This window comes from Bradyrhizobium sp. SZCCHNS1050, from assembly GCF_032484785.1.
Taxonomy (GTDB): domain Bacteria; phylum Pseudomonadota; class Alphaproteobacteria; order Rhizobiales; family Xanthobacteraceae; genus Bradyrhizobium.
In genome coordinates this window covers 1,209,265-1,222,572 of the sequence record NZ_JAUETR010000001.1, presented here as the reverse complement: position 1 = coordinate 1,222,572, position 13,308 = coordinate 1,209,265, and the positions used below count along the sequence as shown (strand labels likewise).

Annotated in this window: 12 protein-coding genes and 1 pseudogene; 5 read left to right on the top strand and 8 right to left on the bottom strand. The window is 66.2% G+C overall.

Annotated elements, in window-relative coordinates; all coding sequences use genetic code 11:
* Window positions 1-21 precede the first annotated feature (21 nt).
* From QX094_RS05755 to QX094_RS05745, 3 genes are all read right to left on the bottom strand, one after another.
* On the bottom strand, window positions 22-294 hold the full coding sequence (locus tag QX094_RS05755) for a hypothetical protein (RefSeq protein WP_315753358.1): 273 nt from the start codon (window positions 292-294) through the stop codon (window positions 22-24).
* Window positions 295-505: 211 nt separating this feature from the next.
* Window positions 506-1,774 carry a sensor histidine kinase gene (locus QX094_RS05750; RefSeq protein ID WP_316171326.1) on the bottom strand — a complete coding sequence of 423 codons (1,269 nt, stop codon included), beginning with the start codon at window positions 1,772-1,774 and terminating at the stop codon, window positions 506-508.
* Between the two features lie 857 nt (window positions 1,775-2,631).
* A complete protein-coding gene (locus tag QX094_RS05745) occupies window positions 2,632-2,808 on the bottom strand; it encodes a hypothetical protein (protein ID WP_315716614.1) in 177 nt (58 codons plus the stop codon).
* 21 nt (window positions 2,809-2,829) lie between these two features.
* Between QX094_RS05745 and QX094_RS05740 the strand changes: the two genes are divergently transcribed.
* A complete protein-coding gene (locus QX094_RS05740) occupies window positions 2,830-3,402 on the top strand; it encodes a Crp/Fnr family transcriptional regulator (RefSeq protein ID WP_315716615.1) in 573 nt (190 codons plus the stop codon).
* 78 nt (window positions 3,403-3,480) lie between these two features.
* Here QX094_RS05740 and QX094_RS05735 read toward each other — a convergent pair.
* The 4 genes and pseudogenes from QX094_RS05735 to QX094_RS05720 all read right to left on the bottom strand — a co-directional run.
* Window positions 3,481-3,933, bottom strand: a pseudogene (locus tag QX094_RS05735) (Crp/Fnr family transcriptional regulator); the annotation flags it as partial.
* Entirely contained in the window at window positions 3,860-4,753 is an 894-nt protein-coding gene (gene trpS / locus QX094_RS05730) for a tryptophan--tRNA ligase (RefSeq protein ID WP_316171327.1), read from the bottom strand. The gene trpS and the pseudogene QX094_RS05735, both read right to left, overlap by 74 nt.
* A gap of 264 nt (window positions 4,754-5,017) precedes the next feature.
* Window positions 5,018-6,652: an ABC transporter substrate-binding protein gene (locus QX094_RS05725; RefSeq protein WP_316171328.1), complete on the bottom strand. Its 1,635-nt coding sequence runs from the start codon at window positions 6,650-6,652 to the stop codon at window positions 5,018-5,020.
* Between the two features lie 386 nt (window positions 6,653-7,038).
* Window positions 7,039-7,656: a TetR/AcrR family transcriptional regulator gene (locus tag QX094_RS05720; protein WP_315716620.1), complete on the bottom strand. Its 618-nt coding sequence runs from the start codon at window positions 7,654-7,656 to the stop codon at window positions 7,039-7,041.
* Between the two features lie 103 nt (window positions 7,657-7,759).
* Between QX094_RS05720 and QX094_RS05715 the strand changes: the two genes are divergently transcribed.
* From QX094_RS05715 to QX094_RS05700, 4 genes are all read left to right on the top strand, one after another.
* Window positions 7,760-8,458 (top strand): PspA/IM30 family protein, encoded by a 699-nt coding sequence (locus QX094_RS05715; protein WP_316171329.1) that lies wholly within the window; start codon window positions 7,760-7,762, stop codon window positions 8,456-8,458.
* Window positions 8,459-8,518: 60 nt separating this feature from the next.
* A complete protein-coding gene (locus QX094_RS05710; RefSeq protein ID WP_315716622.1) occupies window positions 8,519-8,794 on the top strand; it encodes a YiaA/YiaB family inner membrane protein in 276 nt (91 codons plus the stop codon).
* A gap of 335 nt (window positions 8,795-9,129) precedes the next feature.
* Window positions 9,130-10,134 carry a hypothetical protein gene (locus QX094_RS05705; protein ID WP_316171330.1) on the top strand — a complete coding sequence of 335 codons (1,005 nt, stop codon included), beginning with the start codon at window positions 9,130-9,132 and terminating at the stop codon, window positions 10,132-10,134.
* Window positions 10,131-11,399: a hypothetical protein gene (locus tag QX094_RS05700; protein WP_316171331.1), complete on the top strand. Its 1,269-nt coding sequence runs from the start codon at window positions 10,131-10,133 to the stop codon at window positions 11,397-11,399. Before QX094_RS05705 ends, QX094_RS05700 begins: the two co-directional genes overlap by 4 nt.
* Here the strand turns inward: QX094_RS05700 and QX094_RS05695 are convergent.
* Entirely contained in the window at window positions 11,332-12,924 is a 1,593-nt protein-coding gene (locus QX094_RS05695; RefSeq protein ID WP_316187674.1) for a hypothetical protein, read from the bottom strand. The two genes, QX094_RS05700 and QX094_RS05695, sit on opposite strands and share 68 nt — an antisense overlap.
* Window positions 12,925-13,308 lie beyond the last annotated feature (384 nt).

The following is a 13,308-nucleotide window of genomic DNA, read 5'->3' as shown; positions in this document are numbered from 1 at the left end:
GGGGGCTCGTCGGGGAAGCTGTTACGCCGCGGCCGGCGGCGTGTGGGCGAACTCGTCCACGAAGCTCATCTCCGCGCGCTCGTCGTCGACCGACCAGCAGCCGATCTCGGAAGCGCCCCGGAAGAAGTGGACACTGTGGACCGGTGAGCGGAAGTCGTCGCCGCGAATGATCCGGAGCAGGGTCTGCGCCACGCGGCGGTGATCGCCGGGGAGCCTGAGGTCGAAGAATGCGTCGCCATAGCCCGGCAGGATGGTGCCGGCCGAATCGCGAACTTCCATGCGCAACTGTGCCATGCTCGCATTCAACGACAGCAACGGTTTCCGCCCGGTAAATGCCGCCGTGCCTGCGCAGGTGGTCTCACCATGGAGCGCGTAGCGCGCTGGTCGCCATCAGCGAAGCGTGGACGAGGTGCTCTGACAAGAGGCGCCGTTCGAGCAAGCGGCCAGCCTTGTCAGCAGCGGATCGCATCGGCCGCGGTGGCCGTTGGGATGATCGCGCAAGGGATCACCGGGCCTTCTCCAGCACCGGGCGCTCTGTGGTGACGAGGGCTGCCGGGACAACCGCTTCATTGCGGGGGAGGATCGGCAGTTCGAACAGGACACGCGTGCCAGTCGGCTGGTTGGCGCTCAGGGTGAGACGGCCGCGAAGCTGCTGGACCATCCCCTTGATCATCCGGAACCCCAGGCTCGTGCGCGGTTGATCGATGTCGAAACCATCGGGCAGACCGACGCCCTGATCGGACACGCTGAGCTGCAGGCAACCGTCGATGTCGCGGGCGGAGATGTCGATCGGTCCGTCCTGGCCAGGATAGGCATGTTTCACGGCGTTGCTGACCAACTCATTGAGCAGGAGACCGAGAGGCACGGCGTGATCGGCCGACAGCCGCATCGGATGGGCATCGCAGTTCAGGATACGCGCTCCCGCGACGCGTTGCAGCCTCTTGCAGAAGTCTATGAGGAAGACGTCGACGTCGATGAAGCCGATCTGTGATGCACGCGAGAGATGATCATGAACCTGGGCAATGGCTGCTACGCGCGATCCGGCCTCGCCGAGGGCAAGCTTGGCCTCAACGGAATCCGTCCCGAATGCCTGCACCCGGAGCATGGCCACGACGGAAGACAGGCTGTTCTTGACGCGGTGACCCATTTCGCGCGTCAGCATGGCTTGATGGTCCAAGGCGTCCCGGAGCCGCGTCTCCTCATGCAGGCGCTCGATTGCAATCCCGACGATGTCGGCGAATTCGGTGAGGAAGGCAGCGTCCGCCTCGTCGAAGCGGCGGGGGGCCGGACTGTCGACCTGGAGCACGCCGAAATAGCCGCCGCCTCGTCCGCCGCGTTCGATCCGGACGCTGATCGACGTCTTGATGCCGCGGTCTACTGGAAGCCCCGGTATCTCGAAGCGACCATCCGGGGGGGCGCGACCGGTGATGATGGCTTGACCCGTCTGGAAGGCGCGTCCGGCAGGCGAGGTACTGTCCACGACGAACGATGATTGTTCGACCGAGCTCGGCCATCCGTACCCCGCGCGGACCAGCTGTCTCTTTCCGTCCGCCACGAATTCCATCACCATCGCGAACGGTGCATTGAGGCCCTTGGCACCGAGCGCGGCGGCGCGCTGAAGAGCGACGTGGATGTCGCGGGTCTGCAATGCAGCACGACTGAATTCGGCGAGCGCAGATTGTTGGATGAGCCTGTAGCTGCGCATGTCATTCCGGACGCCCGCGCGCTCGAGAAGGATCGGAAAAGCGGTATCTTGGCTCTGATGTCCCAACACGCGGATTCTCCAAAACAGAACGCACCCCGACTACAAATTCCCCGCGGCTCTCTTCCTTACGATTTGATATTGTAGGGCTATTGTGTTGCCGTTCACCGGCCGGAGTCGGAGCAAAAGCGGACATGGTCCAGTTTGCCGCAGCGCAATTCGTCGCGAGCCGGATCGAGGCGAAAGGCGCCCCGGCTCGCGTCGAGGGGGCGCTTGGCAGTTGCACCTGACGCTTGCCGTGCCCGCGCGCTCATCCAGAGGACCTTCCACGGAGAGCGGGCACCGGCGCCGCGGCGCGACGCGCGCTCTTGCAGCCCGTCAGAGGGTGGGCGGCACCATCCTCACGGAAACCGCCATATGCGCGATCGGCCAGCCTTGAGCCGGGCGGCAGGCCGGGTTGGCGCGCCGGCCAGATCCGCTCATTCGGCGGCCATTCTTTTGGGCCGCTCGGTGGTGTGGCCCACCGACAGCGAGCCGTGGGGCGTGTGACAGATGGATCCCGTCGAAGGGGTGTGTCCTGTCCGAATCCGTCAACGACCTCAATTTCATTCGTGAATGCCTGCGTCTGGCGGCCGATTTCACGCAACTTGCGCGCGATGCCGTCGATCCGGACCTGCAGGCGCATTGCCTGCGGATGGCCGCCTTCTGGACCGATCGGGCCGCCGGAAATCCCGGCGCGGAATCGGACGATCCGAGTCAGTGAAATCGCCGGATGCGCGATGAGCGAGCAGGGCCGTTGTTGCGGCGCGGCGGGGAAGCCTTGCGTGCGGGAGCTCGTGAGCAATTTTGCTCAGACTTGCCGGTCGAGAGCGCCCAAGAAACGGGGGCGACGGCGCGGACAGCCGCCTCTGCGCCGTGGCCTCCGTCCCTCATCGTGGCTTGTCAGTTTTGGAATGATCAAGGCGCAAACCGATCGCGATCTGCGGAGCAATCAGCTGCTCGATGCCCTGGCGCCGGACAGCCGCGGCCGGATCGAGCCGCACCTCGAGCCCGTTGATTTCAAGCTCGGCGCCGTGGTCTGCGAGGCGGGCGGCCATCTCCGGCATGCCTATTTCCCGAGAGGATCGGTGTTGTCGCTGTTGACCGTGCTGGAGAACGGCGACGCCATCGAGACGGCCAATATCGGTCGCGAGGGCGCCTTCGGCCTCTTCGCCGCCATGTACAGCCGGGCCTCCTTCAACCGTTGCATCGTTCAACTCGAGGGGCATACCGTCCGGTGTCCGATCGAGCTGCTGCAGCACGAGTTCGACTCCAGCGAACATGTGCGCAATCTTCTCGTCAGCTACTCGGAGACGCTGCTGTCCCAGGTTCAGCAGACGGTGGCCTGCAACGCCATGCATTCGACCGAAGAGCGCATCTGCCGATGGCTGCTGATGATGCACGACCGGGCCGAAGGGGCGGTGCTTCCGTATACGCACGAGTTCCTGTCGCAGATTCTCGGGGCCAATCGCAAGTCGGTGACGCTTGCCGCGCAATCCATGCAGGCGGCCGGCCTGATCAGCTATCGTCGCGGCACCATCCAGGTGCTCGACCGGCCCGGCCTCGAGAAAGCATCGTGCGAATGCTACGCCATCGTCAAGCAGCGGTTCGATGCGTTTCTCCAGCCGCCTACGACGGCGGTGCGCAGTCAGCTGCAGTGATGTGACGGTGGCAATGATGTGATGGTGGCGTGGATCGAGCCGAGCAGGGCGGCCCCAGCTCGATCTCGCGATGCCCGGTCACAAGCTCTTCAGCGGACCTTTGCCTCCGACCGACTTGTCGCCTGCGATATGCGGCTGATCGTGCAGGACGACGTTCAGCAGGGAGCTGTTGATCTCGAGGTGACCGTTGTAGTCGATGAAGCCCAGCTTGCGGAACTTGTTCATGAAGTGACTGACGCGCGAGCGGGTGGTGCCGATCATGTCGGCCAGCATCTCTTGGCTGACCTTCGCGATGACCCGCTGCGGCTTGCCGTCATTGCCGAAATTGGCCAGCAGCAGTAGCGCCCGCGCAAGGCGCTTCTCGCTCGAATTGAACAGCTGATCGATGAGATCGGCCTCGACGCGGATCGTGCGGGCGAGAATGTGCGAAACGAAGATCTCGGAGAACGCCGGCTGCTCACGCAGGGCGCTCAGCGCGGCCGATTTGGTGATCCGCAGGATTTCGCTGTCCGTGATGGCCGACGCTGTCGCCGAGGCCACCGCGGACGTAGCGCGCCTTCAGGTCCGCAACCGCCGCATGATCGTCGTCGAACGCGTCGAGATAGGTGAAGACGACATTGCCTTCGACGCGGCCCGGATCGGCGGCCCTGACGTGGCCGGGATCGGTGAACATGCGGCGGACGGCATCGCGAATCTGGTCCGCGGTGGCGGAGAGCGGAATCGTGTTGCCCTGCGATTTGCTCATCTTGGCCTTGCCGTCCACGCCAGGCAGGCGTCCGACGCTCGGGATCAGTGCGCGTGCCTCGGGGAGCACTTCCGTGCCCGCCTGGCGGTTGATGCGGCGGACGATCTCGTTGGTCTGCTCGATCAGCGGCGCCTGGTCGTCTCCGACCGGCACGATGGTCGCCTTGAAGGCGGTGATGTCGGCGGCCTGCGCAACGGGATAGCACAGGAAGCCGGCCGGAATATCGCGGCCGAAGCCGCGCGCCTGGATCTCGTCCTTGATGGTCGGGTTGCGCTCGAGCCGCGCCACCGTGACGAAGTTCATGTAGAGCAGCGTGAGATCGGCCAGCGCCGGCAGGTGCGATTGCAGGCAGATGGTCGTCATCTCCGGATCGATGCCGACGGCGAGATAGTCGGTCGCGATCTCCAGCATGTTCCGGCTCACCTTGGCCGGATCGTGGGCGTGGTCCGTGAGCGCCTGGGCATCGGCCAGCAGCAGGAATTGCCGATGCGTCGATTGCAGCGCGACGCGGTTTTGCAGCGAGCCGACATAGTGGCCGAGGTGCAGGGGGCCGGTGGTTCTGTCGCCGGTCAGGATGACGGGACGTTCTGGCATTGAGAGAGGCATCGTGGTTCTCCAGGAGTGAGAACCGCCGCTCGATCGAGCTCTTCGATGCTGTTGATGACAAGAACCGCGTCGCAGGCCGATGAACGGCGGCGACGGGCGAATCAATGACGAGGCCGTGCCGCTCCTAGATGGAGCGCCACCACGTGTTCGCGTGCAAGGTCTCAGTCTTGATCATGCGACCGATATGGCCGAAACCGCCGATGAATGCAACCCGCTCAGGCACGCTGCGCAGAGCGCGGCCCCAAGCCAGTTCAGCCATTCCGCCTATTCGAGATCAATCGCGTGATACTGGCCGGACTTGTCGAGCTGCGTGCCCCAGACCTTGTGCAGCGCCTGGTGGTCGGAGGGGCCGAAGCTCACCTTCGATCCGACGCCCAGCTCGTAGTTCTGCATCGATTCGAGGACATCGACCAGCGTTTCCGTGTCCACCGCGGGACCGGCGCGGCGCAGCCCTTCGATCAGGATGTTGGCGGTGAGATAGGCTTCCAGGGACGAGTAATCCGCCGGCTCTCCCGGAAAATATCTGTCGAGCGCCTTCTTGTAGTTCAGGGTGACGGAGGCGTAGCCGTCGACCGCCGGCGTGACCTGGGTGCAGATGACGCCGTCCGCATAGCGCGGGCCGAGCACCATCAGCTCACTGGCGAGGCCGGTGCTGCCGACGCCGGAGATCGTCGCGTAGGTCATGTCCGGATAGAGATCGCGAGTCTTCTCGATGAACTTGGCCGCGGCGCGAAAGGTGGCGACCAGCACCACCGCCTTGATCGCATGCTTCTGCCGGCGCAGTTGCGCGACGGCCTCGTCGACATTGACGGTGTTGCGGCTGTAGCTCATGCGGAAGGCGTCGCCCGCGCCGCCGCGCAGCCCGTGCATCGCCCTGCTGACGCCCTCCCACCCCGCGTCGCCATAGGCATCCTGCTGGGTGAGAACTCCGATCTCCTGCGGACGCAGCTTGCGGATCTTGACGAGATAGTTCACGAGCGCATGGGCTTCCTCGGCGTAGCCGGCGCGGTAGTTGAAGACGTAGCGGTCCGGCGGATCGCGGCGAAGCGAAGGAGCCCCGGTGAAGGCGCCGAAATACAGCGCATGATGCTCGAGCGCGTACGGCACCGAGATCAGGGCCGTCGGACTGCCGTAGTTCTCGACGAATCCGAACACCTTGTGCTGCTCGTAAAGGTCCTTCATCGCGTTCAGCGTCCGCGTCGGCTCATAGGCATCATCGGCCGTGTAGAGCTTGAGCTGCCGGCCATGCACACCGCCTTCCTCGTTGACCTGAGCGAATGCGAGGTCGATGCCGAGCTTGAGCTGATGGCCCATCTCCCTGGCCGGCCCGGAAAACGGCGCCGCCATTCCGAAGCTGATTTCGGTATCGGTCACGCCCTGGACCGGGGCGCGCGTGCTGGTCGGCTGCGCCGACGCGGCATTGGCCACTCGCGTGTCGAACTTCGGCACACGGTCGTCCTCCCTCAGCGGCACGTTCTGGTCCGGCGCGACCGCCGGAGCGGCGCTCGCGAGCGCTCCGGTCCGGAGAGTATCCTGGACTGGCGCAACGGTCTGCGCGGCTTGGACCGGCGGCGATGGGACTGTTGCCGTCGTTGTCGCCGCCGCGCTGCTCTTGGCGGAGAGCGCAGCGGTCCACCGCGTCGGAAGTCTCGTCGCTGCAAAGCCGGCCACGCCCGCGGCAACAGCCACGAGCCCCATCATGCTCAACGCGCCGAGGAGACGCCGTTCCCGTGGCGGCGGAGGAACCTCCTGCACGCCGTAACGGGACGCGAATTCAGCAGGGGTAGGCCGATCGTGCTCGTCGCGCCACGGTTGTTCATACAGCGGACGCCGGCCGTCGTCGTAGCCGGACGGGAATGGCGGATCGCGGTCGTCATTGGGCGCACGCAGATGTCTCACGATTTTCCCCTTGGCTCGCGCGTCATGGACTCGTTGGAGTTTTTTCTGGATCGCGCGGCATACGCTGCAGGTTCTGCCGGCCGGATGAGCGTGGCCATGCGCCGAGATCTGCACATGTCACACGAACTAACACTCGTCGTCGAGCGTCGGTGGAACGGCAGTTCCAGACATGTTGTCTGGAACAAGTCCGAACGTCGGCATGATACTGCGAAGCAATGGGGCGGTTGTTTGTTCTCGCCGTCAATTCCAGCTGAACAAGGAGGGAGCCGCGCCGCCATGGCAGCAAATTGGCTCTGACAGCAAGCAGGAGAGAAGTGCCGTGAAGCAGTCGGACTTGTTGTTGGCATCAGCATCCGATGACGCTGCGCCCGACGCCGAGCTCCGCGTCACCGGCCGGTCGTCTCCTCCGCCACCAGTCCCGTCACCATCGCCTTCACCATGGTCGCGATCTGCGCGCGCAAGGCCGCGAGCGGCACAGCGATGAGCTTCTGCTCCAAGCCGAGCGCGACCATGCCGTGGACGGCCGAGAACAGGCTGCGCGCGGTGACGCTGATGTCGTCGAAAGAGCGCCGTGGAAACAACGCCGCCAGTGGCTGGTGGATGTGACGGAACAGGTGCATCTGGTCGGCGATCGCCCAGTCGGGCAGCGGCTTCTCGGGCGGCATGCGGTGCTCGAACAGCGCGCGCCAGAGCTCGAGATTGTGGGCGGCGAAGTCGCAATAGGCGATCGCGATGCGCACCAGCGCAGCCTCGGGGCCGGGAGGGCCCGCGCTCTCGGCTGCGGACAGGTCGGCGTCGAGCCGCGCCAAGGTGCGTGATCCGACCATCAGCACCAGTTCGTCGACGTCGGCGACGAGATTGTAGACCGCGCCATTGGCGACGCCGATCTCCTGGGCGAGATCGCGCGTCTTCAGACCCGCGAGACCCCGCGTGCGGATCATCCGCTCGGCCGCCTCGATCAAGGCTTCGCGCTGTTTTGCACGTCTTTCCAGTGTCTTGGACATTGTTAACCAAAATATTGAGCGATGCTCAAAATAATTCTTGAGCGCCGCTCATGATTGCGCTAGAAGAAACGTCATGAGCGATGCTCATAACAGGGAGTTCACAATGTTCAAGACCGTTCTCACGCTGTTTCGGGGCACCGTGGCCGTCGCGGAGGAGGAGCTGCAGGACCGGACCGCGCTGGTGATCCTGGATCAGCAGCTGCGTGACGCCGCCGCCGCCGTCGATCGCAGCAAGCGCGCGCTGGCGCTGGCCATTGCGCAGGACCAGCAGGAGGGCAGGCGGCTCGAGGCGACCTTGGCGCGGATCACCGATCTCGAGGTGCGCGCCACCGCGGCGCTCGACGGCGGCCGCGAGGATCTGGCCCGCGAGGCGGCGCAGGCGATCGCCGGCCTCGAGGCCGAGCGTGACGCGGCGCGGACGGCGCGGGCGCTGTTCGCGACCGAGATCACCAGGCTGAAGAAACATGTCGCCAACGCCGAGGCGCGCATTGCCGAGCTCGATCGCGGCCGGCGGATTGCGCGCGCCTCCGAGGCCGTGCGCAATCTGCGCCGCGGCGGCATCGAGGCGGCGCGTCCTTACGAGTGCACGCTGCCCGAGGCCGAAGCGACGCTGAAACGGCTGCGGGAGCGGCAGATCGAGGCGCAAGCCGCCGACGAGGCGCTCATGGAGCTCGATGCCGCGACGGGGCCGATCACCACGGCCGAGAAGCTCGCCGAGCAGGGCTTTGGCCCACGCATCAAGACCACTGCCGACGACGTGCTGGCGCGGCTGAAGGCCGGCCGCACCGCACCGGCGAACTGAATTTCGTCACAACCGATCAAAACGCATCAACCAACCTGATTGTCATCCTAGGAGCCGACCATGAACCAGAACACCCAGCCGCACAGCAGCGCCTTCATCACCTTCTCCTACGCCTCGTTCGCTGCCTCCGCCTTCCTCGTCGCTCTCGGCGTCTTCTTCATGCCGATCGATCTCTGGATGAAGGGCTATCTGACGATGGGCATCGTCATGCTGGTGCAGACCTGCGTCACCCTGACCAAGACGCTGCGCGACCGCCACGAGAGCGGCAAGCTCGTCAACCGCATCGAGGACGCCCGTGCCGAGCGCCTGCTGATGGAGGTGTCGAAGGCAGCGTAGGGCGGCCGCAGTCGTCTCGCTCTCTTCGCCTCTCCCCGCTCTTGTCCACCGTAGCTCGACGAGCGAAGGCGGATGCGGGGAGAGGCCGGATTGCATCGAAGATGCAATCCGGGGGAGGGGAAGTTTGCGGGGCAAGCTTCGACTTCGGCGAGACAGCGCCGGCAGGCGGTGGGCGCGAAGGCGTCCGCCGCTCACGTCGTTCAACCTGCGTTTACCCTCACTCACGCCCCGTCCCGCGTCGTTATCGTGAATTAACAGCACCAGGGCATAAGGCGGCCAGGGCGGCCGTGATCCCGGCTGCGCCGCTTCCTGATCACGCCGTGCTAGGTTGAGGCATGAACATCGTCGCAGCAGTGGGGCGTATCCGACGCAGCATCGGCTTCTGGCTGACCGCGCTCGGCCAGGAGGCGATGGACCTGTCGCTACGCACCCATGCGGAGTTGCGCACGCGCATCGTCGAGAGCCCGGGCACGACCCTGGACGATGCGGCGCTGGCGGCGCTCGTCGCCGATCTCCGCACCATTGCCGGCAAGACGCTGCCCGCCGGCGAGCTCACCTACGGCATCTTCTCCGGAGCGCGCGAGCCGCTCGCGCGCGCCATCATCACCGTGGTGTCGGAGGAGGCGGGCGGCCGGCCGATCGCCTTCAATGCGCTCGCGGTGATGCAGGTCGAGCGCGATGGCGACAGCCAGCAGGTGATCCATCTCGGATTGGTCATGGTCGATCCGGAAGCGCGTGGCAAAGGCCTGTCCGGCGTGCTCTACGGCCTCACGACGCTGCTGCTGTTCGTCCGCGACGGGCTGCGGCCGAAATGGATCTCCAACGTCACGCAGGTGCCGGCGGTGGCCGGCATGGTCTGCGAGACCTTCTCCGACGTCTATCCGTCGCCGCTGCCGCAGGCCCGACAGAGCTTTGCACATCTTCAGCTCGCGCGCGGCATCATGCGGGCGCATCGCGCGGTGTTCGGTGTCGGCGACGAGGCCGGGTTCGACGAACAGCGCTTCGTCATCACCAACGCCTATACCGGCGGCTCCGACGCGCTCAAGAAGACGTATGACGATGCGCCGAAGCATCGCGACGCCGTCTACAACGGCTTCTGCGCGCGCGAGCTGGACTACACCAGGGGCGACGACCTGCTGCAGCTCGGCCGGATCGATCTCGCCGCCGCTCGGCGCTATCTGCTGCGCGAAATCCCCTCGGGCTCGCTGCCGGCGCTGCTGGCGACCTCGGGCGTGCTGGCGCTGCAGCGGATGATCCTGCCGCTGGTACATTGGCTCGACGACACCAGGACGTTCGACACGCTGCGTCCGCGCCTGCAGCCCGGCGAGCCCGCGCCATGACGGCCGGCATCGTTGCGGACTCCGTCGTCAACCTCTGCGGCGCGGTCGGCCTCGCGGTGGCCGCCGCCATGCTGCACCGGCGCGACCCGAGGGGACCGCTGACGGCGCGGCTCGTCGTTCTGCTCGGGACCGTCGCCTCGCTGTTCCTGCTGCGCGGCGTCGCCTGGTGGACGGACAATGCTTTTCTCGACCGCATCTCGCTGGTTCCGGCGGCGCTGATCCCGCTCGGCGCGCTGGTGGTGACGGAAGGTCTGCTGCGCCGACACGCGCATCGCGCGCTCAAGGCGATCGCGCTGGCCGGCGGCGTGGCGCTCGCGCTCGCCGGCGCGCTCGGTCCGGCCGAGTTCGAAAGCCACCACACGGTCGTGCTGTCGGCCTTTCAGCTCGCGGGCTTTGCGACCTGCGCCTGGCTGCTGCTTCGCCGCGACCGCGCGCGCCTGCTGGCCTGGGAGAACCGCGCCATCGATCGCGTCGCGTTCGGCGCCATCATCGTCATCCCCTTCATCATCACCGATTTTCGCGTGCTGGCGCCGAGCATGCCGGTGCGGCTCGGCGCATTGGGCGCGCTGCTGGCGGTGACCGCGATCCTGATCGCCGGCGCCAGCGCGGAGACGCAGCGTCAGGGCGGGCTGCTGACATTGTTGCGGATCCTCGGCGCCGCCCTGCTCGGCGCTGCCGCGGCCGCGCTGTCGCCGGACGTCGATGCGGCGCAACTGATGCGTTTCTGCGCGGTCGCGGTGGCCGGCGTGCTCACGATCGGGCTGATCGGCGATGCCTTGCGCGCGATGCTGCAAGCCCGCGAGCCGGGCGTGCTCGACTCGATCGGGGCGTCGATCGCGGCGACGCGCGACGAACTGATCGCCGAGCTCACGCGCCAGCCGGTCTTCGAAAGCGCACGCCGCTGTCTCGAGGTTGAGCTGACCGCCTATGATCCGCCGCTCCTGCGCGACTTTCTCGCGTCAAGCCGTGTGCTGCGCCGGGCCGATGCGCCGTGGCGGCGGGCGGTCACCGACCCCGCCGTCGAGCGCATGGTGGCGCTGATGGATGCGCGGCATGCGACGCATGTGATCGTGCTGTCGCACCAGCCGATCGACCTCATCGTGCTCGCGGTCTCCGTGATCTCGGCCGATCCGGCGACGGAAACCGCGCTCGCGCTCGTCAGGCGCCTGCTGGTGCAGGCGCCTGAGCGACAGGTGATCACGCCCACATGTGATGATGCTGTGACATCTCCATCATCGGCCCCTCCATCATCGGACCGTCCATGACCAGGGTTGGCGGAGCGGCGCTGACCTGTGCTGCCGGCGCGGCGCTGGGAAGCATGATCACGTTCGAGGCCGGCGCGCTGGTGACCGCGGCCAGCAGCGCGGCGGCGTCGGCACTGTTGCCGCCGCCGGTGGTCGCCAGCACCTGGCAGATCGTGGTGCCGTCGACATTGTAGGCGCCGCCATTGACCGGGATGTTGTTGCCGCCGACATCGGCTGCGTTCTGGTGCATCTGGTCGGCGGCCGCCGCGACCAGCGCCTTGTTGCCGGCCTGGAAGCCCTCGAGGATCTTGGCGATCTCGGCGCCGAGCGTGCTCTGGTCGCCGAGCAGCTCGTTGTCGAAGCGGGCCTGGAAGATGCCGCCCTGCGCCGCGTCGAAATCGGTGACATCCTTCTTGAAGGTCATCAGGTCGGCGGTGACCTGCGCCATCGCGGCGGCGTCGCCGGAATTGACGGCCGCGATCGCAGCCTTGCCGAGCGCGTTCGACTGGGCGATGAACATGGCCCAGAAATTGGTCTGTGCCTGGTTGTCCTGATAGGCCGGCGTCGGGTTGAGGAAGTCGCCGAAGCCGCTCCAGCCGTTCAGGCCGTTCTGCTGCGCCATGTTGGCGAGATTGGTGTCGCCGGCGACGATGTCGATGATGTCGAGGAAGTCGTCGTTCAGCGCGCGGCCGATGTCGATATTGCCGGCCGCGCCGTTGATGTGGGTGTTGACGAGCGCGAGCTGGTCGATGATGGCGAGCGCGTGCACGCCGGTCAGGCCTCCGAACTGCAGCGGATTGGCGGCGACCAGCGCATTGAGGCCGGCGATCAGCGCGTCGACATCGTCCTGGATGACGTCGACGTTGCTTTCGTTCACGCCGCCGATCAGCCGGTTGGCGGCATCGTTGAAGATCAGGCCGAGCTCGGCCAGTGTGCCCTTGGCGGCGGTTGCGGCCGTCACGCCTTCGGGCAGCAGCGCCGGCGCCTGCAGGAAGCCGGTGACGCCGTCGGCGTTGGTCGCATTGCCCGCAAGGTTCGGATCGTTGTTGACGACGTTGATGACGTCGAGGTGCGCGTTGCGCAGCGCGGTCTCCGCGGCGGCGATGCTGCCGAATGCGCCGCCGCCGGTCACCGAAGCCATCGCGGCATCCTGCGCGACCGTGATGTCGGCGAGGATCTTGTTGATGTTGGTGAGCGTCTGCCCGGTGAACTGGCCGGCGGCAACCATCGCCTTCAGACCATCCTGAATCACGGTGAGATCGCCGGTGTAGTTGTAGACGCTGCCAAGCCCCTGGCCGCCTTCCTCGACCACGTTGCGCCACAGCCCGCCTTCGAGAAAGCGCGTCGCGTCGTTGAAGACGACGCCGAGATCGGCAAAGCCGAGCGCTGGCGTCGGCGGCGTGGGTGCGGGCGGCGTCGGAGGCATCGGCGCAGGCGCCGGCTGGCAGTGATGATCGTGATGATGATGGTGGTGGTGGTGGTGGTGGTCGCTGTGATGATGGTGACCGTGGTGACTGTCGTGATGGTGACGGTGATGGCGCGACATGTCCGACGTACTCCCCAAAGCTGCGCACCACTGCGGATGAGCCGAAGCAATGCGGCGCGGCTGACGCGGGTGCGGATGATGAGGGCCATCTGCTGCCTGCTTCGTGGCTGCTTCGCGCAGGGATTGTGGAATGCGTCTGCGTCAGATTGTCGTGCGGCGTACGGGTGGCGCTCCCGCAGAGCTGCGACATCTCACCGCTTGACGGTCGAGGCGCGCTTCGGGAGCCGGCTCTCAGCGACGATGTCGCGCCCGCGGCAAATCAGTGAGTTGCAAGAGCGTTCGACCGTAGCGATTCGGTCGATGGTAGACGTTCCGAGCGCACGCGGACCGCCTTGCGACGATCCGACGCGTCCGGGAACTTGTGATGAGACCGGGAGCAGCTAC